The sequence below is a fragment of the Streptomyces sp. ATCC 21386 genome (assembly GCF_018728545.1).
GTDB lineage: Bacteria > Actinomycetota > Actinomycetes > Streptomycetales > Streptomycetaceae > Streptomyces.
In genome coordinates this window covers 621,775-643,516 of record NZ_JAAVVL010000001.1, presented here as the reverse complement: position 1 = coordinate 643,516, position 21,742 = coordinate 621,775, and the positions used below count along the sequence as shown (strand labels likewise).

The following is a 21,742-nucleotide window of genomic DNA, read 5'->3' as shown; positions in this document are numbered from 1 at the left end:
TTCCCGCAGGCCAGACAGTTACCCCCACCATCAGTACGCCGATGGCGAACGTGAGACTGCCTTTCCTGCGTGTCGCCCCCTCCCACTAGGGATGTCTTACCCGTAGGCACTGACACTCCATGCCGGATGCACCGGTTCCCTCCGCTAAGGGCGAACATCCTTGCGCCACCGCACACTGTGGAACGCCCCCTCTCCCGGCACTCCTCGCAGCCGCGCCGACACCCAGCGTAACTCTGGGCCCCTTCGCCCGGTTGCTCCTGACATGACCATCGTCCCCCTTCCCCGCCGACCGCTCGACCCGAGCGCCTCCTCGGCCGTCGCCCCGCGCGACGTCCCGGGCGCGGACCCCTGCGAGGCGGTGCGGTGGTGGTACGAGAACGGACTCGGCTGGGCGACCGCGCCCGGGACGCCCGTACACCTCATTACGGGCCTGCGCTTCGATGTGCTCGACGTACCGGTGGAAGCGGGGGTCGCGGCGCTCCGGCATCTGGGGCCGGTGCCCGGCCCGGGGTCCCCGGTGGCGCTGTGCGGCGGGCGGATGCTGCTGCTGGTCGCGGCGGGGAGCGCGGAGGAGGTGCCGGAGCTGTTGCGGTGGCTGGACTGGGGCGGCCTCGACCTGGACCTCACTGCCGTCGGAACGGGCGGTCACATGGTGGCGCCGGAGCCCCCGGGCGGAACCGGTGGGCGTGGGGGCGTACGCGGGGAGGCCGGTTCACAGGGGGCCGCCGAGTGGGTGCGGCCCCCCGAGCCGGGGTGCGAGGTCGAACCCTCGCTGCCGAGCATGTCGGCGTTGGGGGGCGGTGGGGGCGCCCCCGACCTCGTGCGAGTGGTGGACACGGTGGCGACGCACTGCCACCGCGTCCGGCTGCGGCGCGCGAGCACCGGGCCGTCGGAATCTCAGCCGTTGGCCTTCTCGTAGGCCTCGCGGATGGAGGCGGGGACGCGACCGCGGTCGTTGACCTCGTAACCGTTCTCCTTCGCCCAGGCGCGGATGGCCGCGGTGTCCTGGCTGCCGCCGGAAGCGGCACGGGCCTTGCCACGCCCGCCCGCAGCGCGGCCTCCGGTACGCCGGCCACCCTTGACATAGGGGTCGAGAAGGCCGCGAAGCTTGTCCGCGTTGGCGGTCGTGAGGTCGATCTCGTATGTCTTGCCGTCCAGCGCGAACGTCACGGTCTCGTCCGCCTCGCCGCCGTCGAGGTCGTCGACAAGAAGGACCTGAACCTTCTGTGCCACCGGATTTCCTTTCATCGAAAACTTGAGGGCCGAGGCTGCGGCGAGCGCCGCTGTTTCACGTCCCCTGTTATATGCAGTACTGCAGTACGTCGGAAAGCAAACCGCTTTTCAAGGAAAAACACAAACCCCTGGGAGAGACCGAGGAGAGTCCGGGGAGAGAGTCCGGAGAGGGCGAGGAGCCCGGGAAGACCGGAAACATGCGCGTTTCGGACATAGGCCCCGTGGGCAAGGCGCCCCTCGACGGAACGCCCCTCAGCGGAATTGGTCTCCGCCGTCGATCACAGATGCAGAAGCATCCGGCTGTTGCCCAAGGTGTTCGGTTTCACTCGTTCGAGACCGAGGAACTCCGCGACGCCCTCGTCATAGGAACGCAGCAGCTCCGCGTAGACATCGGTGTCAACGGGAGTCTCACCGATCTCCACGAAGCCGTGCTTGGCGAAGAACTCGACTTCGAAGGTCAGACAGAAAACGCGTCGAACACCCAGCCAGCGAGCGGTGTGCAGCAACTTCTCGAGCAACTGGTGACCGACGCCGAGCCCCTTGGCGTCCGGGTTCACCGCGAGAGTGCGGACTTCCGCGAGGTCTTCCCACATGACGTGCAGCGCGCCGCAGCCGACGACCTGGGCGTTGTCGTCCCGTTCCGCGACCCAGAACTCCTGGATGTCCTCGTAAAGCGTGACCGTCGCTTTGTCGAGCAGGATGCGGCGCTGGACGTAGGAGTCGAGCAGATCGCGCACGTGCGGGACATCGCTGGTCCGAGCCCGCCTGACGGTGATGGCTTTTGCGGTGGCTTCGGGACTCGTTGCTGGCATGAGCGGACGCTATCGCCCGGGGAGATCCGGTGATTCGCCGGGGGTCCCCTGTGTTTCGCCGGACGATTCGACGGATTCGCCGGCGGTTTCAACAGGGGTTTCGAGGGCGGGGGCGGCGGGTGCGGCGGGTTCGGGTTTGCCGGGGCCCGGGCCCTGCACGATGCGTACGGCGTCGGTGAGCGCCTGTCGCTGTTCCTCGCTCATCATCCCGAAGAAGGCGACGAGGGCGGCTGCGGGGTTGTCGCTCTGCGACCAGGCTTCGTTCATGAGTGCGGCCGCGTAGGCGGCGCGAGTGGAGACGGCCTCATATCGATAGGCCCGGCCCTCCGCCTCCCGGCGCACCCAGCCCTTCTGATGGAGATTGTCCAGAACGGTCATCACGGTGGTGTACGCGATGGACCGTTCCCGCTGAAGGTCTTCCAGGACTTCCCGAACCGTCACCGGGCGGTTCCACTTCCACACCCGCGTCATGACCGCGTCTTCGAGTTCTCCCAATGGGCGAGGCACAGTTCCGCACACTATCCGGAGCGCGGGAACAAAAAGGGCGTACGACTCGAAAAACACACGAGTCGTACGCCGATGGGGCGGAGCGGTACGCGTCAGGCGCCGGTGGCCCGGGAGCCGCCGTCGGCCTGGCGGGTGTTCTCCGCGCGGGCGAGGGCCGCGTCGACCACCGCGTCCTCCTTGGCCTTGTTGGGGCCGCCCTGGGTCTTCACGATCACCCGGATGACGCTGATGAACAGCACGGCCATCACGAAGGGGGGCAGCAGCGCGGAGACGTAGTCCATGCGTCCAGGGTAGCCAGGGCTAGACGGCGGCCAACTGCTGGGGCGGCTTCGCGGGTGGGGCGGCCGGCTTCCGCTTGGGCGGGAAGACCTCGCCGGGGGTGGGAATGGGGCGGCGGGCCGGGCGCGGGGCGTCGGGGCGGGGCACCGGGCCGGGCTTGTCGGCGGGCTCGGCGGGACGGGACGGCCGGGCGGGCTTCGGCCGGGCGGGGTCTCCGGCGGCGCGCACGTGGTTGTCCCGCGCCGCCAGACCGCCGGGGAGCGCGGTGAGCCGGAGCCGTGAGCGGCCGGAGGCGGAGCGCGAGGCGGGGACGACGACGGCCGAGGAGGCCGCGCGCCCCGCGAAACGGGCGCGCACGTCCTGTGCGACGAGCGGGCGGCAACGCTCCAGGAGCGACGCGGCGCCGGGGTTGCCGCGCAGGGCGCGCAGCGCGGCGAGGTCGTCCGGCTGAGGGCGGTACCCGGCGTCCATGGCCTGCGTCAGGAGTGCCGTGTAGCCCGTGACGGTGCCGGGGAGCGCGGCGCGGTACCGGGCGAGGTCGGCCAGCAGGAAGGCCCTCAGACGGGCGTCCTCGCGGGCCGCCTCGTCGACGGACTCGGCGAGTCGGAGGCAGTCCTGCACCTCCTCCGCCGAGACGGGACTGGGGTTGAGGGCGAGGGCGAGGGCACGGCGGAGCACACGCAGCTCCTCAGCGCCGAACGCCATGCCGCCGCGGGTTCCGTGGGGCGTGGGCATGCGGCGACGATACGCGCTAATCAGACAAAACAGATGTGATGAGGGGGCGTGGCGCCGACGGTTCCACCCGGGTGGGGGCGCGCGGGGTGCGGTTGTCGGGTGCGGGTGGGTGAGGGCTGGCCGCACCCGACCACTCACCCCTCAAAGACGCGACACGTTCCGCTCGTACACCAGCCGGAGCCCGATCAGCGTCAACCACGGCTCGTGTTCGTCGATCACCGAGGACTCGCCCAGCACCATCGGTGCCAGCCCGCCCGTCGCGATGACCGTCACGTCCGCGGGGTCGTCGGCGAGTTCGCGGACCATGCGGCTGACGACACCGTCGACCTGCCCGGCGAACCCGTACACGATCCCGGACTGCATCGCCTCGACCGTGTTCTTGCCGATGACGCTGCGCGGCCGGGCGACCTCGATCTTGCGGAGCTGGGCGCCCTTGACGCCGAGCGCCTCGACGGAGATCTCGATACCGGGCGCGATGACACCGCCGACGTACTCGCCGCGCGCGCTGACCGCGTCGAACGTCGTCGCCGTACCGAAGTCCACGACGACGGCCGGCCCGCCGTACAGCTCGACGGCGGCGACGGCGTTGATGATGCGGTCGGCGCCGACCTCCTTCGGGTTGTCCGTGAGGATCGGGACGCCCGTCTTCACCCCCGGCTCGACGAGGACCGCGGGGACGTCGCCGTAGTAGCGGCGGGTCACCTCGCGCAGCTCGTGCAGCACCGACGGGACGGTGGCGCAGATCGCGATGCCGTCGATGCCGTCGCCGAGCTCCTCGCCGAGCAGCGGGTGCATGCCCATGAGGCCCTGGAGGAGGACCGCCAGTTCGTCGGCGGTGCGGCGCGCGTCCGTGGAGATGCGCCAGTGTTCGACGATGTCCTCGCCGTCGAACAGACCGAGGACGGTGTGGGTGTTGCCCACGTCGATCGTCAGCAGCATGGCCCGTCCCCGTCCCTACTCGGCCGCGCGCAGGTCGAGGCCGATGTCCAGGATCGGGGACGAGTGGGTCAGCGCCCCGACGGCCAGGAAGTCGACGCCGGTGTCCGCGTACGCCTTCGCGTTGGCGAGGGTCAGCCGGCCCGAGGCCTCCAGGAGGGCGCGGCCGTCGACGATCGAGACGGCCTCCTCGCACTCCAGCGGTGTGAAGTTGTCCAGGAGGATCAGATCGGCGCCCGCGTCGACGACCTCGCGCAGCTGGTGCAGGGTGTCGACCTCGACCTCGATGGGCACCTCGGGGAACATCTCCCGCACGGCCTTGAAGGCCTGGGCGACACCGCCCGCGGCGACCACGTGGTTGTCCTTGACGAGGGCCGCGTCCGACAGGGACATGCGGTGGTTGATCCCGCCGCCGCAGCGGACCGCGAACTTCTCCAGGGAACGCAGCCCCGGCGTCGTCTTGCGGGTGTCGCGCACCTTGGCCCTGGTGCCCTCCAGCGTGTCCGCCCACGCGCGCGTGGCGGTCGCGATGCCGGAGAGGCGGCACAGCAGGTTCAGGGCGCTGCGCTCGGCGGTGAGCAGGTCACGGGTGGCGCCGGTGACGCTGAGGAGCTTCTGGCCGGCCTCGACGCGGTCGCCGTCGTCGACGTGCCGCTCGACCTCGAACTCGTCGGAGCAGGCCACCGAGAGGACCGCCTCGGCGACTCTCAGGCCCGCCACGACGCCGCCCTCGCGGGCGGTGAAGTCGGCGGTGGCGCGCGCGTCCTCGGGGATCGTGGCGACCGTGGTCACGTCCACGCCGTGGTCGAGGTCCTCCTGGATGGCCACGTTGGCGATGTCCTCGACCTCCACGGGGTCGAGTCCGGCGTCGGCCAGGAGCTGGGCGAGCGCGGGATCGAGCCCGCACTCCAGGTATTCCTCGTCGAGGCCGTCGTCCGCGCCGCAGGCGCAGCCGTCGCCGCATCCGCCGCTCTGGGCGAGGGGAAGGTCGGGGGTGCTCACGTCTGTCACTGCTCCTGCTGGTGCTGCCGGGTCGGGGGGAAGTCTGCGGTATCAGTGGTGTGTACGGCGAGCGTCCGGTCCGGATTCAGCCGTACGACGATGTGACGGCGCCAGGCGGTGTCGTCGCGGTCGGCGCGGTCCTCGCGCCAGTGGCAGCCGCGGGTCTCCTCGCGCAGCCGGGCGGCGGCGACCAGGACGCGGGCCACGCACAGGAGGTTGGTCGTCTCCCAGGTGTCGACGCCCGGCTCGGCCGTCTTGCCGTTCTCGGCGAGGGCGTCGCGGGCCTCGGCGTGCAGCCGGTCCAGGGCCGCCGCGGCGGTGGCCAGGGACGCCTCGGAGCGCAGCACGCCGGCGCCCTCGGTCATGGTCCGCTGGATCGCGAACCGTATCTCCGGGGCGAGCAGCGGGTGCGCGGGCTGTTCCGCGTGCGGGACGGGCTGGGGCACGCGCGCGTGGAGGCCGTGGTCGGTGTGAGCGGCGACGATGTCGCTGACGATGCGCTCGGCGTAGACCAGGCCCTCCAGGAGGGAGTTCGAGGCCAGCCGGTTGGCGCCGTGGACCCCGGTGCAGGCGACCTCTCCGCAGGCGTACAGGCCGGGGACGGTGGTGCGGCCGCGGGAGTCGGTGCGGACGCCGCCGGAGGCGTAGTGGGCGGCCGGGGCGACCGGGATGGGCTCGGTGACCGGGTCGAGGCCGTGGGCGCGGCAGGCGGCGAGGATCGTCGGGAAGCGGTGCTCCCACATGTGCGCGCCGAAGTGCCGGGCGTCCAGGTACATGTGCTCGGCGCCCTGCTCCTGCATGCGGCGCATGATGCCCTTGGCGACGATGTCCCGGGGCGCCAGCTCGGCCAGTTCGTGCTGTCCGACCATGAAGCGGGTGCCGTCGGCGTCCACCAGGTGGGCGCCCTCGCCGCGGACGGCCTCGGAGACCAGGGGCTGCTGGCCCTCCGCGTCCGCGCCGAGGAACAGCACGGTCGGGTGGAACTGGACGAATTCGAGGTCGGAGACCTCCGCGCCCGCGCGCAGGGCGAGGGCCACGCCGTCGCCGGTCGACACCGACGGGTTGGTGGTGGCGGAGAAGACCTGGCCCATGCCGCCGGTCGCGAGGACGACCGCGGGGGCGTGGACGGCTCCCACGCCGTCGTGCTGGCCCTCGCCCATGACGTGCAGGGTGACTCCGGCGGTGCGGCCGGCGGCGTCGGTCAGCAGGTCCAGCACGAGCGCGTTCTCGACGGTGCGCACGCCACGCGCGCGTACGGCCTCGACGAGGGCCCGGGAGATCTCGGCGCCGGTGGCGTCGCCGCCCGCGTGGGCGATGCGGCGGCGGTGGTGGCCGCCCTCGCGGGTCAGCTCCAGGCCGCCCTCCTCCGACTCGTCGAAGTGGGCGCCGGTCGCGATCAGCCGGCGTACGGCGTCGGGGCCCTCGGTGACGAGGATGCGTACGGCCTCCTCGTCGCACAGGCCCGCGCCGGCCACCAGGGTGTCGTCCAGGTGCTGTTCGGGGGTGTCGCCCTCGCCGAGGGCCGCGGCGATGCCGCCCTGGGCCCAGCGGGTGGAGCCGTCGTCGAGGCGGGCCTTGGTGACGACGACCGTCGTCAGGCCGGCGGCCTCGCAGCGCAGCGCGGCGGTGAGGCCGGCCACGCCCGAGCCGACGACCACGACGTCGGCGTCGATGGACCAGCCGGGTGCGGGCGCGTGCAGTCGTATGCCTGTGCTGGTCACGAGGCGGCTCCGAAGGTGAGGGGGATGTTGTCGATCAGCCGGGTCGTCCCCACCCGGGCCGCGACGGCGAGGACGGCTTCGCCGGTGAAGTCGTCGGGGATGTCGGTGAAGTCCGACGGGTCGACCAGGGCCAGGTAGTCCAGGACGATCGGCGGCTTCATGCGCAGGGCCTCGTCGAGGACCAGACGGGCGGCGGCGCGGACGGCGGCCGGGCCGCCGGGGGCGGACTTGGCCATGGCGTGCGCGTCGGCGGCCGCGCGGGACTCGCCGATCGCGCTGAGGGCCTCGGCACGCGCGCGCGTGGCGGGCACCTCACGGGCGCGGGCGCGCAGCGCCTCCTGCGCGGCGTGCCGGTCGCGGCCCGCGAACAGTGCCTGGGAGAGCGCCAGGGCGGTGCGGCGCTCCTCGGTGGAGAGATACCGGTTGCGGCTGGACAGGGCCAGCCCGTCGGCCTCGCGGACCGTCGGGACGCCCACGATCTCCATGCCGAAGTTCAGGTCGCGGACCATGCGGCGGATCAGGGCGAGCTGCTGGGCGTCCTTCTGGCCGTAGAGCGCCACGTCGGGGCGGGTGAGGTGGAGCAGCTTGGCGACGACGGTGAGCATGCCGTCGAAGTGCCCGGGGCGGGAGGCGCCCTCCAGGCGCTCCCCCATGGGCCCTGCGGTGATCCGGACCTGGGGTTCGCCGCCCGGGTAGACCTCCTCCACGGAGGGGGCGAACACCACGTCCGCGCCCGCCTGTTCGGCGAGCTTGACGTCGGCGTCGAGGGTGCGCGGGTAGCGGTCGAGGTCCTCGCCGGCGCCGAACTGGAGGGGGTTGACGAACACGGTCACGACGACCTCGCCCGTGTCGCCCGCGATCTCGCGCGCTGTGCGGATCAGCGTGGCGTGGCCCTCGTGCAGGGCGCCCATGGTCATCACGACGGCCCGGCGTCCCGTACGCGCGCGTGCGTGCAGTTCGTCGGCGGTGCGCAGCACGGTGATGGTCATCGGGCGTTCCCTTCGGTGCCGTCGGACCCGTCCGCTCCGGTGGTTCCGCTCGTCCCGCCGGCGAGTACCCCGAGGAGGTCCTCGGCGAGCTCCGGCTTGAGCAGGCCGTGGGCGAGGGCCCGGTCGGCCGTGGCGCGGGCCATCGCCAGGTATCCGGCGACGGTGGCGGGGGCGTGCGCGCGCAGCTCGGCGACGTGCGCGGCGACCGTGCCCGCGTCCCCGCGCGCGACGGGGCCGGTCAGGGCCGCGTCACCGGACCTGAGGGCGTTGTCCAGGGCGGCGCCGAGCAGGGGGCCGAGCATGCGGTCGGGAGCGGTGACCCCGGCCGTGCGCAGCAGCTCCATGGACTGGGCCACCAGGGTCACCAGGTGGTTCGCTCCCAGAGCGAGGGCCGCGTGATAGAGCGGGCGGTTCTCCTCGGCGATCCACTCGGGCTCGCCGCCCATCTCGATCACCAGCGCCTCGGCGGCGAGCCGCAGCTCGTCCGGGGCGGTGACGCCGAAGGAGCAGCCGGCGAGCCGCTGCACGTCCACCGCGGTCCCCGTGAACGTCATCGCGGGGTGCAGCGCGAGCGGCAGCGCCCCGGCCCGCAGCGCGGGGTCCAGCACCTTCGCGCCGTACCGTCCGGAGGTGTGCACGAGGAGCTGCCCCGGCCGTACGGAGCCGGTCTCCGCGAGGCCTTCGACGAGCCCCGGGAGGGCGTCGTCGGGAACGGTCAGCAGGACCAGGTCCGCGTGACGCAGCACGTCTGCGGGGGACATCAGCGGGACGTCGGGCAACAGGTCGGCCGCGCGCCGCCGGGAGGCGTCGGAGACGCCGGAGACGGCCACCGGCCGGTGACCCGCGAGCCGGAGCGACGCCGCCAGCGCGGGACCGACCCGGCCGGCGCCGACGACACCGACGGCGAGCCGCGCGGGGCGGTCCTTCGGCTCTGGCTGCTGGAATGTACTCACTCGGTGGTGGCCTTCCCGTTCCAGTCCGCTCTGGGTACCGGACGATTTCTCGTCATGTTAACGCGATTGCTTCGAGGGGCGTCCGGTTGTCCACAGGCTGTGGGCGGCCGCGGGTCGTTTGCGCAGGTCGCGTCGGGAGCTTCGCCATGTGGCCGGTTCGGCTCGAAAACCGGGTGCCGGGCCGGACGGCCCGAGGGGATGATCCCAGGATGAGCGAAGCGGCGAGGAAGCGGTACGAGCGGCGGCAGGTCGCGCACCGGGAGGCCGAGCGGGTGCTGGTCCGGTCGAGCGCGCTGGCGACGGTCCGGGAGCGCCTGGCGCTGCTGGACGCCGCCGGGGACGTGTACGACCTGGAGCGGACCGCCGACATCTACGGCAACGGGGTCGTCGAGACCCTGGAGGAGCGGACCGCCGCGCTGCTCGGCATGGAGGCAGCCGCGTTCTTCCCGACCGGCACGATGGCCCAGCAGGTGGCGCTGCGCTGCTGGGCGGCGCGCACCGGGAACCCGGCGGTGGCCCTGCACGCCCTCGCGCACCCCGAGATGTACGAGCGGCATGCGTTCAGCCAGGTCAGCGGCCTGCGTCCGGTCCGGCTGACGAGCGAATCGAGGCAACCGACCGCCGAGGAGGTACGCGGCCTCGACGAGGCCTTCGGGGCGCTGATGCTCGAACTCCCCCTCAGGGAGGCCGGTTTCCTGCTCCCCTCCTGGGAGGAGCTGGAGGAGATCACCGAGGCGGCACGCGCGCGGGAGGCGGTGGTCCACTTCGACGGGGCCCGGCTGTGGGAGTCCACCACCCACTTCGGCCGCGGCGTCGGCGAGATCGCGGCCCTCGCAGACAGCGTCTACGTGTCGTACTACAAGTCGCTGGGCGCCTACGGCGGCGCCGCGATCGCCGGCCCGAGGACACTGATCGACGAGGCGAAGGCCTGGCGGCACCGCTACGGCGGGGACCTCTTCCAGCAGTTCCCCACCGCCCTGTCGGCCCTCATCGGCCTGGAGCGCGAACTGCCCCGGCTGCCGGAGTACGTCCGCCACGCGCGCGTGGTCGCGGCCGCGCTGCGCGAGGGGTTCGCGGCGGCGGGGGTGCCGTGGGCCCGGGTGCACCCCGAGGAGCCCCACACCCACGAGTTCCAGGTATGGCTGCCGTACGAGGTCGACGTCGTCGCGGAGGCCTCGGTGCGCCAGGGCGAGCAGACGGACGCGCTGCTCTTCGCCCGCCCGTGGGATCCGGGCGGGCCGGGACTGGCCGTCACGGAGATCGAGGTGCGGGCCGCCGGGCTGGAGTGGACGGCCGACGACGTCCGGGCGGCCGTGGCGGACTTCGTGGGCCTGGTGGAGAAGGTGGCCGGCGAATAGGCCCGCCGGACGCGGGGGTTGGCGGGTGACCGAGGCGGTGGAGGGGGCGGTGTCAGTGGTCGGGGGCACCATGGGGCCATGAGTGTGCGCATCGACATCACCGGGCTGCGGCGGGAGAAGGTGGCCGTCGTGCCCTCGCCGCTGGCCGAGCTCGGCATGGCGCTGCACGTGCTGTCCGAGCCCGGACACCACCCGGGGCTCCAGGGCTGGGTGACGGGGGTGACCTCCCGGCTCGACCCGCATCTCGCGGACCGGATGTCCGAGGCGGACTTCCTGTGGCGCACGTCGTTCTCGGACCTGTTCCTCCCTTTCGCCGGGATCCCCGGCCGGGACACCCTCCCGGGTGCGACGCTCGCCGACGACCTCGATCTGCTGGACAAACTGACGGACGACCAGTTCGTCGACGCCGGGCTGGAGTTCGTCTGCTCCCCCGGTTACGCCTACGACTCGCCGCGGCCCGGTCCGCTGGCCGACGCGGAGATGCGGCGCCGCGCCCTGGAGCTGGCCGCCGCTCGCGGACCTCGGCAACTGCGCTTCGCCGGGCGGCTGCTGACGGATCCGCCCGGGGTACGGGCCTGGCTGCGGCAGTTCCTGGCGGACTGCGACGCGGCCTTCTTCGCCGAGACCTGGTCCAGGCTGCGCCACCCGCTCGCGGCGGACGCCCGCCACAAGACCGACTTGCTGCGGCACAAGGGGCTGGCCGAGGCGCTGGGGGCCGTCTCGCCGTCACTGACCCTGGACGCTCCGGGCGGCCGGAACCGCGCGGACGGTACGGACGGCCGGGGCGGAACGGACGGCCGGGGCGGAGCAGCAGGCCGGATCGTCGTGGACAAGCTGGTCGAAGGCCGTACGCACACCGGTGACGGCGGCCTGCTGCTCGTGCCGACCAGCCTGGGGCGGCCCCACCTCACGGTCCTGCACCGCTTCGGCTGGCAGCCGGTGATCCAGTACCCGGTGAGCGCGGCCGAGCCCGCCGCCCCGCCCTCCGTGGAGCAGCTCGCCCTGCGCATGACCGCGCTGGCCCACCCCGTCCGGATGCGCCTGTGCCGCAATCTGGCCCGCAGCGCGAACACCACCGGCGAGCTGGCCCAGATGCTCGGCATGACCCCGCCGGAGATATCCCGGCATCTGGCCGTCCTCAAGAAGGCGGGCCTCCTCACGACGCGCCGCCGGGGCCGTTATGTGCTCCACCAGCTGGACGTGACGATGGTGGCCCGGCTGGGGAGCGACTTCCTGGAGGGTCTGCTCAGATAGCCGGACGCACGGCGGCACGGACGCACGGCGGCACGGGCGCACCGGAGGGCAGTGGGCCGGCCGTCTCAGCCGTACGCCGGCCGTCTCAGCCGTGTCCCCCCGCGCGCACCAAACCCGTCTCGTACGCCAGGACGACCACCTGGACGCGGTCGCGCAGGCCCAGCTTGGTCAGGATGCGGCCCACGTGGGTCTTGACCGTGGCCTCGGAGAGGACGAGGCGGGCGGCGATCTCGCCGTTGGAGAGGCCCTGCGCGACGAGGATCATGACCTCGCGCTCACGTTCGGTCAGCCGCTCCAGTTCCTTGTGCTTGGGCTCCGAGCCGGTGCCCGGGAGCATCGGGGCGAACCGGTCGAGCAGCCGCCGGGTCGTGGAGGGCGCGACGACCGCGTCGCCGCTGTGCACGGCCCGGATCGCGGCCAGCAGCTCACCGGGCGGCACGTCCTTGAGCATGAAGCCGGAGGCGCCCGCCTTCAGCCCGGAGAAGGCGTACTCGTCGAGGTCGAAGGTGGTCAGGATGAGCACCTTCGGCGGCTCGGGCTCCGCGCAGATGCGGCGGGTGGCCTCGACGCCGTCCAGCTTCGGCATACGGACGTCCATGAGGACCACGTCCACCTCGGTCGACCGCACGACCTGGAGGGCCTCGACGCCGTCGCCCGCCTCCGCCACGACCTCCATGTCCGGCTGGGCCGCCAGCACCATCCGGAACCCGGTGCGCAGCAGCACCTGGTCGTCGACGAGCATCACGCGGATCGCCATCGGGTCCTCTTCCGTCTACAGATGTCGGGTCTACAGGTGTCGGATCTACAGGTGTCGGGTCTGCGGGTGCCGGGTCCACAGGTGTCGGCAGCCGGCACGGTCGTGTCAGTGCGCGGGCTTCAGGGGCAGCAGGGCGCTGATCCGGAAGCCGCCGCCGGGGCGGGGGCCCGCGTCCAGCGTGCCGCCGACCATACCGACGCGCTCCCGCATCCCGATGAGGCCGTGCCCCTGACCGTCGGCGCCGCCCTCCTCGTACAGCTCGTGCGGAGCGCCCTTGCCGTCGTCCTCGACGAGCAGGCCGAGGCCGTCGTCGAAGTAGACCAGCCGGACACTCGCCCCGGCGTTCGGGCCGCCGTGCTTGCGGGTGTTGGTGAGGGCCTCCTGGACGATGCGGTACGCCGTCAGCTCCACCCCGCTGGGCAGCGGGCGCGGAGTGCCCTCGATCTTGAAGTCGACGGGCAGCCCGGCCACCCGGCACTGCTCGACCAGGTCGTCGATCTGCTCGACGTCGGGCTGCGGGACGTACTCGCCGCCCTCCTTGTGCTCACCGGTGCGCAGCACGCCCAGCAGGCGGCGCATCTCGGCGAGGGCCTGGCGGCCGGTGGAGGAGATCGTCTCCAGGGCCTTCTTCGCCTGGTCGGGGGCGGCGTCGAGGACGTATGCGGCGCCGTCGGCCTGGACGACCATCACGGACACGTTGTGCGCGACCACGTCGTGCAGTTCACGGGCGATCCGGGCGCGCTCGGCGGCGACCGCGACCTTGGCCTGTGCCTCGCGCTCCTTCTCCAGCCGGGCGGCGCGCTCCTCCAGCTGCGCGAAGTACGCGCGGCGGGTGCGCAGCGAGTCGCCGAGCACCCAGGCCAGGGCGAACGGCACGGTCAGGAACAGCGCGAGCACCGCGTTGCCCATCGTGCTCGTGTCGTCCTCGCTCCAGCGCAGCTGCCCCAGCGACGCCGCGCACAGGCCGCCGCCCAGGGCGAACCAGGAGGCCCAGCGGGCGCCGTTCGCCGCGACCGTGTAGATGACCACGAGCATCGCGAAGTCGGCCGGGATTCTCGGCACGTCGAGGATCAGCTGCGCGATGCCCGCCGCGGCGGCCAGCATCAGCATCTTCTCGGGCATACGGCGCCGCAGGGCGATCGACAGACACAGCACGAGCGAGATCACCACGAACGCGGTCTCGTTCATGTCACCCGCGTAGTCCGGGTCGATCGCTCCGCCGGCCAGCGTCACCCCGAGCAGGACGACGGCCCAGAAGCTGTCGACCCAGGTCGGGTGTCGGCGGAGGAAGTCATAGAGGCGCTGCACGTAACCCAGCGTAGGGAAGCGGGCGGTGTGCCGGGGTCAACCGGAGGGCCGATCCATGACGGGGACATGTACTCCCCAAGGTGGAGGCGTTGTTGTGCGTTCCGCTTAGCCTGGCGCTGTGACGCATCGCCCACGAACTCCCGCCCCCGACGAGGCGCGGCCCTGGCGAGCGGCGGCCGAGAAGGCGCTGTACGGGCCCGAGGGCTTCTACCGGCGGCCGGAGGGACCGGCGGGCCATTTCCGGACCTCCGTGCACGCCTCCCCGCTGTTCGCCGCGGCCGTGGCCCGGCTGCTCTGCCGCGTGGACGACGGGGCGGGGCGGCCGGACGAGCTGACCTTCGTGGACATGGGGGCCGGGCGCGGGGAGCTGGTGGCCGGGGTGCTGGACGCGTTGCCCGCCGATGTGGCGGAGCGCACGCGCGCGTACGCCGTCGAACTGGCCGACCGGCCTCCCGGCCTGGATCACCGCATCGAGTGGGTCGCCGAACCGCCGGCGGGCGTCACGGGGCTGCTGTTCGCCAACGAGTGGCTGGACAACGTGCCCGTGGACGTCGTCGAGGTGGACCCGGCGGGCGTGCCACGGCTGGTGCTCGTACGGGAGGACGGCGGCGAGGTGCTCGGGGAGCCCGTCGGCGGGGCCGAGGCCGAGTGGCTGGGCCGGTGGTGGCCGCTGGCCCCGGAGGAGGGGCTGCGGGCCGAGGTCGGGCTGCCCCGGGACCGGGCGTGGGCCGCCGCGGTGGCGGGCGTCGAGCGAGGGCTGGCCGTCGCCGTCGACTACGCGCACCTCGCCGGCTCCCGGCCGCCCTTCGGGACGCTCACCGGGTTCCGGGAGGGGCGGGAGACCGCGCCGGTCCCGGACGGGTCGTGCGACATCACCGCGCACGTGGCGCTGGACGCGTGCGCGCTGCCGGGCGCCCGGCTGCTCACCCAGCGGGAGGCCCTGCGCGCCCTGGGGGTCACGGGCGGGCGCCCGCCGCTGTCCCTGGCGACCACCGACCCGGCGGCGTACGTACGGGCCCTGGCGGGCGCGGGCGAGGCCGCCGAGCTGACCGCGCCGGGCGGCCTGGGCGACTTCGGATGGCTCCTGCAGCCGGTCGGGATCCCGGATCCGCTCGCGTAGGGCGGGCGGTACCGAGCGGGGAGGGCGGGCCGGTGAGCGGCTACTTGTCGATGTCCCCCACCACGAAGAACAGCGAGCCCAGGATGGCCACCATGTCGGCCACCAGTGTCCCCGGCAGCAGTTCCGTGAGGGCCTGGATGTTGTTGTACGAGGCGGAGCGGAGCTTGAGGCGGTAGGGGGTCTTCTCGCCCTTGCTGACGAGGTAGTAGCCGTTGATGCCGAGGGGGTTCTCGGTCCAGGCGTAGGTGTGTCCCTCGGGGGCCTTGAGGACCTTGGGCAGCCGCTGGTTGACGGGACCGGGCGGGAGTTCGGCGAGCCGGTCCAGGCAGGCGTCGGCGAGGGCGAGGGCGTTGTGCGTCTGCTCCAGCAGGCACTCGAAGCGGGCGAGGCAGTCGCCCTCGTCACGGGTGACGACCTTCAGGACGTCCTGGAGGTCGCCGTACGCCAGGTACGGCTCGTCGCGCCGCAGGTCGAAATCGACACCGGAGGCGCGGGCGATGGGGCCGCTGACCCCGTACGCGTGCACGGTCTCCGGGGCGAGGACGCCCACGTCCCGGGTGCGGCCCCGGAAGATCTCGTTGCCGAGCACCAGGTCGTCGAAGACGTCCATGCGGGAGCGGACATCGGCGACCGCGGCACGCGCGCGTGCGGTCCACCCCGCCGGCAGGTCCTCCTTCAGGCCGCCCACCCGGTTGAACATGTAGTGCATGCGCCCGCCGGAGATCTCCTCCATGACGTTCTGGAGCTCCTCGCGCTCCCGGAAGGCGTAGAAGACCGGGGTGATGCCGCCGAGCTCCAGCGGGTAGGAGCCGAGGAACATCAGGTGGTTCAGGACGCGGTTCAGCTCGGCGAGGAGCGTGCGCATCCAGACCGCGCGCTCCGGGACCTCCATACCGAGCATGCGTTCGACGCCAAGGACGACGCCGAGTTCGTTGGAGAAGGCGGAGAGCCAGTCGTGGCGGTTGGCGAGCATGATGATCTGCCGGTAGTCGCGCGCCTCGAAGAGCTTCTCCGCGCCCCGGTGCATATAGCCGATCACCGGCTCGGCGTGCTGGATGCGCTCGCCGTCGAGGACCAGCCGCAGCCGCAGCACACCGTGCGTGGACGGATGCTGCGGGCCGATGTTCAGCACCATGTCCGTGCTCTCGGCGGCACCGCCGATACCGACCGTCGTCTCTCGGGTCTCCGTCGGGGGAGTCATGGACACAGTCTGTCGTACGTACGCTGGCGTCATGGAGACGGGGAGCGTGGGGACCTTCGAAGACGGCGCGGGGCGGGCGGAGGACGAGCCGGTCTGGACCGGACTGCCGCCGGGGCTGTTGCGGATGAGGCGGTTGTTGCTGGTGGTGTGGCTGGTGCCGATCACCGTCGCGACGGCCGTCCTGCCGGGCTGGCTGGCGGGGCCGCCCTGGGCGGCGTTCGCGCTCCTGCCCCTGGCGCTGCTGCTCTGGGGCTGGCCGATGCTGGGGCGCAACTGGCGGTCGTGGCGGTACGCCGAACGGGCGGACGACCTGTTGATCAGCCGGGGTGTGCTGTGGCGCGAGGAGACCGTCGTGCCGTACGGGCGCATGCAGCTGGTCGAGGTGACCTCCGGTCCCGTGGAGCGGCACTTCAACCTGGCGAGCGTGCAGCTGCACACGGCCGCGGCGGCCACGGACGCGTGCATCCCGGGCCTCGACCCGGCCGAGGCCGAACGCCTGCGCGACCACCTCACGCAGCTGGGCGAGGCCCGATCGGCAGGGCTGTGACGGTGCCGGCATCGGACGCGGGCACCGCGCCGGGGGACGACGCGGTGGGGGTTGACGGCGTGGTGGACGACGCGACGGTACGAGTGGATGGCGAGGCTGGGGCGGAGGCCGTACAGGCGGACGGCGGCGGAGCCGGGGCGGAGACCGTGCCGGCGGACGGCGGCGGAGCCGGGGCGGAGAAGCCGGTCGTCGAGCATCGGCTGCATCCGGTGACGCCGTTGCGGCGGGCCTGGGCGCCGGTGGCCGTGCTGATCGGGTGGGGGGTGCACGATCCGGACGGGGCGCAGCGGCAGCTGATGCGGCTCGACACGTCGACCCTGCTGATCGGGCTCGCGGTGTTCGTCCCGGCCGCCGCCCTCTACGGCTTCCTGACCTGGTGGTTCACCCACTTCGCGGTGACCGACAGCGAACTGCGCATCCGTACCGGCCTGTTGTTCCGCCGCACCGCCCACATCCGTCTCGAACGCATTCAGGCCATCGACGTCACCCGCCCGCTGCTGGCCCGGATCGCGGGCGTCGCCAAACTCAAACTCGACGTCGTCGGCACCGACAAGAAGGACGAGCTGGCCTATCTCGGCGAGGCGCACGCCGGCGCGCTACGGGCCGAACTCCTGGCCCGCGCGGCCGGTTTCGCACCGGAGACCGCGCACGAGGTGGGCGAGGCGCCCGTACGGCAGCTGCTGAAGGTCCCGGCCGGAGTGCTCGCCATGTCCCTCGTCCTGACCGGCGCGACCTGGGGGACCTTGGTGGCCGCGGTCGTCGTGCCGTCCGTGCTGTGGTTCGCCACGGAGAGCGTGTGGAGCGTCCTCGCGACCGCGCTGCCGCTGCTCGGCGCGGCCGGGGCGAGCAGTGTGGGGCGGTTCGTCGGGGAGTACGACTGGACGGTCGGCGACTCCCCCGACGGGCTCCGCATCGACCACGGGCTCCTCGACCGGACCCACGAGACGGTGCCGCCCGGCCGTGTGCAGACGGTGCGCATCGTCGAACCGCTGCTGTGGCGGCGGCGCGGGTGGGTCCGGGTCGAGCTGGACGTGGCGGGCTCGACCAACTCCGTCCTGCTGCCGGTCGCGCCACGTGAGGTGGCCGAGTCGGTGATCGCGCGGGTGCTGCCCGGGGTGAGCGTGCCGGACGCCCCGGCGCTCGTACGGCCGCCGGGGCGCGCGCGGTGGTGCGTGCCGTGGTGGTGGCGGGGGTACGGGCTGGCCGTCAGCGACGCCGTGTTCGCGTCGCGGCACGGGCTGCTGCGCCGCCGGCTCGATCTCGTGCCGCACGCGAAGGTGCAGAGCGTGCGGCTGTCGCAGGGGCCCTGGCAGCGGTACAAGGGGCTCGCCGACGTCCACGTCGACACCGGCGCCAACAAGACCGTGACGGCGCGACTGCGGGACGCGGCCGAGGCGGCGGACCTGCTGCGCGCCCAGGCGGAACGGTCCCGCACGGGGCGGCGGGAGGCGTTGCCGGATCGGTGGATGGTGTAGAGCCGGACGGGGGGCCGGGCGGCCGGACAAACGGTGCGGCCGCTCGCCGGGAGGGGCGGGCGGCCGCAGTCAGGCGCGTGGTGGGTGGTCAGGACGCCGCTGTGCGGAGGCCCTGTACGTCGATCTGTTCCGTTTCGTCGTGGGCTGTGAGGTCGATGACCTGGCCGATCCCCCGGGAGGCCTCGTCGGCGCGCTTGAACTGCGCCTCCGACTCGGCCTTGTGGAGCGCGAGTGCCTCCTGACCGACCACGTCGGCGAGGTCCTCGTTCTGCACGGCCTCCAAGGCGTCCGCCGACTTCTGCGTACCGAAGAAGTCGAACCCTCCCTCGACGGCCGTCCGCCGGCGCGGCGCCGCCGGGACGACCGCCACGGCCGTGGGCACCGTGAAGTGACCGACCGACGGAACCACCGGCTCCACACGCCCCGAGGGCTCCACGCGGGTCAGTTCCCCGACTCCTGTCGAGCCGGCCGGCGCGGCGACCACGGGTACGGGTCCGCCGGCGGCGCGCTCATGTCCTCGGGTCGCCACCGATTTCCCCACCGCGTCGCCCTCCTCGGCGGTGAGCACCGGAACGGGCTCCTCCTCCACCTCGGCGGAACGTCCCTGCCGGGTGCCCCCGTCCGTGGGCCCGTCCGGATCACCCTTGGGGGAAGGCCCCTTCGGGGACCGGTCCTTCGCTGCCTCGCCCTTGGCCTCGCCCTTCACCTTGCCCTCGCCGTCGCCCTTGACCGGCCCGTCGGCGGATTCGGCTGCTGCGGCGGACTCGCCTGGGGCGGCGGACTCGGCGGATTCCGTGGCCGGGCCGGGTGCGGCGGCGGCCCGGGAAGGCTCTGAGCGCTCTGAGGGCTCGGATGACTGGCTGGTTTCGGCGGACGTCTCGACCGAGTCGCCGTTCTGCTCACCGACCGTGCCGTCCTCCGATGCGCCGACCGGCTCGTCCACGGCGCCACCGAGGGACTCGCCAGCAGCTTCGCCGACGCCCTCACCAGCACGCTCACCGGTGACCTCGTCTGCGTCCCCCACCGCTACGGACTCGGCGGCACCCTCCGCGTCCGCCCCGGCGGTGGCCCCGGCGTCCTTCGTGCCCGTCACCGAGCCCCGCTGGGTGATGATCCGGTCCAACGCCGAGTTCGCGCGCAGGAAGAGCGACGAACCGGCCGGCGAGAACACCGTGGGGGCCGACTTCTCCGCCCCCGAGCCCTCCTCGGCCTCGGCCCGCCTCGCAGAAGAACCCTCTCCCGCACCCGAATCGGCACCGCCACCGGCACCGGCCGAGGCATCCGCAGCGCCCCCGCCCTTCACGCCCTTCCCGTCCTGCGCCGCCGCCCTCGCCGCCGCGGCCTTGGACGCCGTCTCCCACGAGGCCCAGGGCGCCCCCGGCGCGGGAGTCCCCTGCTGCGGCACCGTCGAGGTCCGGGACGCCGCCGTGGTCCCGCCGTCGCCGTCGCCCGCGTCCGCACCCGCCGCCGGCAACGCCCGTGCGTCCTCGGGGGAGGTCGTCTCGATCTCCAGCAGACGGCGGCCCTCCAGGGCGCTGGCCCGCTCGGTCTCGGCCGTGGCGTAGCGCCGAAGCAGCGCGGCGTGCTCGTTGCGGAGGTTGGCCAGTTCGGTGCGCTTGGCGCGGAGCTTGTGCTCCAGCTTGGTGCGCAGCTCACGGGACTCGTCGAGGTCGGTCTCCAGTTCGGCGACCTTCTCCTCGTGACGCCACTCGTCGCTCGCCCGCGCGCGCGTGAGGTCGGCGACGCGTTTGCCCGCCTCGACGTCCCAGCGGCGCATGACCGCCGCGCCCACGGCCGCGGTCGCCGCGGCGACGGCGGCGGTGACCCTGAGCACCGCCGGCTCGGAGAACATCCATGGCCCAAGGGCGCAGACGAGCGAGACGCCTGCGATCGCCGTGGGGGGCAGCAGCCTGTGCAGAGGCGGTGAATGGCGGTGACGTCCACGTGGCATGGCCAGAAACTTACCGCGCGTAGGCGAATGATGGTGCCCCGGGACGCAAAAACTCAGCCGCCCCTCTCACCTCTCACAAGCCCTCACAAGCTTCCTCACCGCCGGTCCCGCAATGCGCCCACCGGCGGCTCCTCCTCTGGATCAACCTCATTGAATCCGGATACGCCTTGGCCGCATCCGTCTCTTTCCCCTCCGGTGAATTCCGCGAATTGCGGAACCCGCCGCCGAACCGTTACCGAACTCGTCGCCGACCCGTCGCCGAGCCGTGACCGACCCGCCCCTCACCGGCCCACTTCACCGGTCGCTCAGCCGCCCGCTGATCCACTGCAACGTCGCCGGGATCTCCCGGCGCCAGGTGTTGAAGTTGTGCCCGCCGCTGTCGAGGATGATCGACGAGATCCGCGTCGGCCGCATCTCCTTCACCTGTTCGATGAACTCCAGCGTGGCCTTGTAGTTGGTCTCCCCCTGTTTGCTGCTGGTGACCAGCAGAGAGGTGTCCGGCGCCGGACGGTGCTTCAGATACCAGAACAGGTCCGCCTCGTTCCGTAGCGTCTTGTCGCCTTGGAAGAGATCGCCCGTCGTCGGGTCGATCGGCGCCTTGTAGTACGGCGAGAGGCCCGCGCTGGCGGCGAACACCCGGGGGTGGTGCATGGCGAGTTTCAGCGCGCAGTAGCCACCGGTCGAGTCACCGATGACGCCCCAACTGCCGGGCTTCTTCCCGACCCTGTAGTGATGCCCCACGGCGTCGGGCAGATCCCGGGCGAAGTACGTCTCGGTCTGCGGCCCGCCCGGCACGTCCACGCACTCGGTGTCGCGCGGCGGCGCCACGGTCGGCCGCAGCATCACCAGGATCATCGGCTGAGCCTTCCCGTCCCGGGCCAACGCGTGGGCCGTCTGCGGGAAGTGGAGCCCTTTGATCAGCGCCTCGGCGGTGCCCGGGTACCCGGTGAGGACGACCGCGGCGGGGAAGGTGCGGGTGCGGTACCGGGGCTGGAAGTACTCCGGCGGCAGATACACGTACGCCGGGCTCGCGATCCGGCTCGTACGTCCGACGATCTCGACCTTCTGGATCTGGCCGCCGACCGCGGGACGATTGCCCCCGGCCACGTTCACCTGCTGGGTGCCGACGACCCGCAACGGCCCCCCGGTGTCGGCCCCGTCGTGGTCGACGACCACCCCCTGCCCGGTCTCCCGGCCGAGGAGGTCGGCCCAGCTGGCGTAGAACCCGAAGGCCTGGTTGGCGGCGAGGCCGACCGAGACGAAGACGGCGACCTGTGTGGCCAGCAGCACGACGATCCGGCCGCCGACCGCTCGCCATCCGCGCCGGGCCAGCCGCGGCCACAGCCACACCGTGCCGACGAACAGCAGTACCGCGGACAGCACCGCCAACACCAGGACCTTGTTGCTCGTAAGACCCATCGGGTTGTCCCCCGCCGACCTTTCTTTCCATGTCTTTCCCCGCCCTTTGGTTCAGCTTTCCGAAGGAGAGTGAACCTCCCCCGCCGAGCCACCGTCCTAGAGGGCGCAATGTCGCCGGATGCCGGATAAGGCACCGGATCCAAGCTCTCTCGCGGAACTACGGGATGCGATGTCTGTCAGGACAG

The 21,742-nt window shown here is 72.6% G+C and carries 21 protein-coding genes; 6 read left to right on the top strand and 15 right to left on the bottom strand.

Annotated features, from left to right (window positions below; genetic code table 11):
• Positions 1–262 precede the first annotated feature (262 nt).
• Positions 263–919, top strand: coding sequence for an SCO3374 family protein (locus GWK25_RS02785; RefSeq protein WP_215448331.1), 657 nt, complete (start codon positions 263–265; stop codon positions 917–919).
• Here GWK25_RS02785 and GWK25_RS02780 read toward each other — a convergent pair.
• From GWK25_RS02780 to GWK25_RS02735, 10 genes are all read right to left on the bottom strand, one after another.
• Positions 898–1,233, bottom strand: coding sequence for an Lsr2 family protein (locus GWK25_RS02780; protein ID WP_033524724.1), 336 nt, complete (start codon positions 1,231–1,233; stop codon positions 898–900). The genes GWK25_RS02785 and GWK25_RS02780 overlap by 22 nt on opposite strands.
• Positions 1,234–1,511: 278 nt before the next feature.
• Positions 1,512–2,045: an amino-acid N-acetyltransferase gene (locus tag GWK25_RS02775; RefSeq protein WP_045562639.1), complete on the bottom strand. Its 534-nt coding sequence runs from the start codon at positions 2,043–2,045 to the stop codon at positions 1,512–1,514.
• A gap of 9 nt (positions 2,046–2,054) precedes the next feature.
• Positions 2,055–2,516 (bottom strand): BlaI/MecI/CopY family transcriptional regulator, encoded by a 462-nt coding sequence (locus tag GWK25_RS02770; RefSeq protein ID WP_251828680.1) that lies wholly within the window; start codon positions 2,514–2,516, stop codon positions 2,055–2,057.
• 128 nt (positions 2,517–2,644) lie between these two features.
• Positions 2,645–2,833, bottom strand: a complete 189-nt coding sequence (locus tag GWK25_RS02765) for a hypothetical protein (RefSeq protein ID WP_215448329.1) — start codon at positions 2,831–2,833, stop codon at positions 2,645–2,647.
• Positions 2,834–2,852: 19 nt separating this feature from the next.
• Positions 2,853–3,566 (bottom strand): hypothetical protein, encoded by a 714-nt coding sequence (locus tag GWK25_RS02760; protein WP_251828679.1) that lies wholly within the window; start codon positions 3,564–3,566, stop codon positions 2,853–2,855.
• A 141-nt stretch (positions 3,567–3,707) separates the two neighbouring features.
• Positions 3,708–4,505: a type III pantothenate kinase gene (locus GWK25_RS02755; RefSeq protein ID WP_215448328.1), complete on the bottom strand. Its 798-nt coding sequence runs from the start codon at positions 4,503–4,505 to the stop codon at positions 3,708–3,710.
• A gap of 15 nt (positions 4,506–4,520) precedes the next feature.
• Positions 4,521–5,504: a carboxylating nicotinate-nucleotide diphosphorylase gene (gene nadC / locus GWK25_RS02750; RefSeq protein WP_215448327.1), complete on the bottom strand. Its 984-nt coding sequence runs from the start codon at positions 5,502–5,504 to the stop codon at positions 4,521–4,523.
• Positions 5,505–5,509: 5 nt separating this feature from the next.
• On the bottom strand, positions 5,510–7,225 hold the full coding sequence (locus GWK25_RS02745; protein WP_215448326.1) for an L-aspartate oxidase: 1,716 nt from the start codon (positions 7,223–7,225) through the stop codon (positions 5,510–5,512).
• Positions 7,222–8,214 carry a pantoate--beta-alanine ligase gene (gene panC, locus GWK25_RS02740; RefSeq protein WP_215448325.1) on the bottom strand — a complete coding sequence of 331 codons (993 nt, stop codon included), beginning with the start codon at positions 8,212–8,214 and terminating at the stop codon, positions 7,222–7,224. The genes GWK25_RS02745 and panC overlap by 4 nt, the downstream gene beginning before the upstream one ends.
• Positions 8,211–9,167, bottom strand: coding sequence for a Rossmann-like and DUF2520 domain-containing protein (locus tag GWK25_RS02735; protein WP_215448324.1), 957 nt, complete (start codon positions 9,165–9,167; stop codon positions 8,211–8,213). Before GWK25_RS02735 ends, panC begins: the two co-directional genes overlap by 4 nt.
• 209 nt (positions 9,168–9,376) lie before the next feature.
• On the opposite strand from GWK25_RS02735, the gene GWK25_RS02730 reads away from it, so the two are divergent.
• Both GWK25_RS02730 and GWK25_RS02725 read left to right on the top strand, forming a co-directional pair.
• Positions 9,377–10,525, top strand: coding sequence for a low specificity L-threonine aldolase (locus GWK25_RS02730; protein ID WP_215448323.1), 1,149 nt, complete (start codon positions 9,377–9,379; stop codon positions 10,523–10,525).
• A 78-nt stretch (positions 10,526–10,603) separates the two neighbouring features.
• Entirely contained in the window at positions 10,604–11,779 is a 1,176-nt protein-coding gene (locus tag GWK25_RS02725; protein ID WP_215448322.1) for a DUF5937 family protein, read from the top strand.
• Positions 11,780–11,864: 85 nt separating this feature from the next.
• On the opposite strand, the gene GWK25_RS02720 is transcribed toward GWK25_RS02725, so the two are convergent.
• The gene (locus tag GWK25_RS02720; RefSeq protein ID WP_184905083.1) at positions 11,865–12,536 is read right to left on the bottom strand and encodes a response regulator transcription factor; all 672 of its coding nucleotides are present in this window, start codon (positions 12,534–12,536) and stop codon (positions 11,865–11,867) included.
• 105 nt (positions 12,537–12,641) lie between these two features.
• A complete protein-coding gene (locus GWK25_RS02715; RefSeq protein WP_215448321.1) occupies positions 12,642–13,844 on the bottom strand; it encodes a sensor histidine kinase in 1,203 nt (400 codons plus the stop codon).
• Between the two features lie 118 nt (positions 13,845–13,962).
• Here GWK25_RS02715 and GWK25_RS02710 point away from each other — a divergent pair, with 118 nt between their 5' ends.
• A complete protein-coding gene (locus GWK25_RS02710; RefSeq protein ID WP_215448320.1) occupies positions 13,963–14,964 on the top strand; it encodes an SAM-dependent methyltransferase in 1,002 nt (333 codons plus the stop codon).
• Positions 14,965–15,004: 40 nt separating this feature from the next.
• Here GWK25_RS02710 and GWK25_RS02705 read toward each other — a convergent pair whose 3' ends face one another.
• Complete coding sequence (locus tag GWK25_RS02705; RefSeq protein WP_215448319.1) at positions 15,005–16,165, bottom strand: NADH-quinone oxidoreductase subunit D; 1,161 nt, start codon at positions 16,163–16,165, stop codon at positions 15,005–15,007.
• A 31-nt stretch (positions 16,166–16,196) separates the two neighbouring features.
• Between GWK25_RS02705 and GWK25_RS02700 the strand changes: the two genes are divergently transcribed.
• Positions 16,197–16,712 carry a PH domain-containing protein gene (locus GWK25_RS02700; protein ID WP_215448318.1) on the top strand — a complete coding sequence of 172 codons (516 nt, stop codon included), beginning with the start codon at positions 16,197–16,199 and terminating at the stop codon, positions 16,710–16,712.
• 146 nt (positions 16,713–16,858) lie between these two features.
• Positions 16,859–18,187: a PH domain-containing protein gene (locus GWK25_RS02695; protein WP_215457159.1), complete on the top strand. Its 1,329-nt coding sequence runs from the start codon at positions 16,859–16,861 to the stop codon at positions 18,185–18,187.
• Positions 18,188–18,275: 88 nt separating this feature from the next.
• On the opposite strand, the gene GWK25_RS02690 is transcribed toward GWK25_RS02695, so the two are convergent.
• Both GWK25_RS02690 and GWK25_RS02685 read right to left on the bottom strand, forming a co-directional pair.
• A complete protein-coding gene (locus GWK25_RS02690; RefSeq protein ID WP_215448317.1) occupies positions 18,276–20,039 on the bottom strand; it encodes a hypothetical protein in 1,764 nt (587 codons plus the stop codon).
• Between the two features lie 393 nt (positions 20,040–20,432).
• Positions 20,433–21,557 (bottom strand): esterase family protein, encoded by a 1,125-nt coding sequence (locus GWK25_RS02685; RefSeq protein WP_215448316.1) that lies wholly within the window; start codon positions 21,555–21,557, stop codon positions 20,433–20,435.
• Positions 21,558–21,742 lie beyond the last annotated feature (185 nt).

What these genes read in the sequence shown, in the direction of transcription:
- GWK25_RS02785 (WP_215448331.1), top strand. Translation starts at nt 263, where the DNA reads ATGACCATCGTCCCCCTTCCCCGCCGACCGCTCGACCCGAGCGCCTCC.
- GWK25_RS02775 (WP_045562639.1), bottom strand. Translation starts at nt 2,045, where the DNA reads ATGCCAGCAACGAGTCCCGAAGCCACCGCAAAAGCCATCACCGTCAGG.
- GWK25_RS02770 (WP_251828680.1), bottom strand. Translation starts at nt 2,516, where the DNA reads ATGACGCGGGTGTGGAAGTGGAACCGCCCGGTGACGGTTCGGGAAGTC.
- GWK25_RS02765 (WP_215448329.1), bottom strand. Translation starts at nt 2,833, where the DNA reads ATGGACTACGTCTCCGCGCTGCTGCCCCCCTTCGTGATGGCCGTGCTG.
- GWK25_RS02760 (WP_251828679.1), bottom strand. Translation starts at nt 3,566, where the DNA reads ATGCCCACGCCCCACGGAACCCGCGGCGGCATGGCGTTCGGCGCTGAG.
- GWK25_RS02755 (WP_215448328.1), bottom strand. Translation starts at nt 4,505, where the DNA reads ATGCTGCTGACGATCGACGTGGGCAACACCCACACCGTCCTCGGTCTG.
- panC (WP_215448325.1), bottom strand. Translation starts at nt 8,214, where the DNA reads ATGACCATCACCGTGCTGCGCACCGCCGACGAACTGCACGCACGCGCG.
- GWK25_RS02730 (WP_215448323.1), top strand. Translation starts at nt 9,377, where the DNA reads ATGAGCGAAGCGGCGAGGAAGCGGTACGAGCGGCGGCAGGTCGCGCAC.
- GWK25_RS02725 (WP_215448322.1), top strand. Translation starts at nt 10,604, where the DNA reads ATGAGTGTGCGCATCGACATCACCGGGCTGCGGCGGGAGAAGGTGGCC.
- GWK25_RS02720 (WP_184905083.1), bottom strand. Translation starts at nt 12,536, where the DNA reads ATGGCGATCCGCGTGATGCTCGTCGACGACCAGGTGCTGCTGCGCACC.
- GWK25_RS02705 (WP_215448319.1), bottom strand. Translation starts at nt 16,165, where the DNA reads ATGACTCCCCCGACGGAGACCCGAGAGACGACGGTCGGTATCGGCGGT.
- GWK25_RS02700 (WP_215448318.1), top strand. Translation starts at nt 16,197, where the DNA reads ATGGAGACGGGGAGCGTGGGGACCTTCGAAGACGGCGCGGGGCGGGCG.
- GWK25_RS02690 (WP_215448317.1), bottom strand. Translation starts at nt 20,039, where the DNA reads ATGTTCTCCGAGCCGGCGGTGCTCAGGGTCACCGCCGCCGTCGCCGCG.
- GWK25_RS02685 (WP_215448316.1), bottom strand. Translation starts at nt 21,557, where the DNA reads ATGGGTCTTACGAGCAACAAGGTCCTGGTGTTGGCGGTGCTGTCCGCG.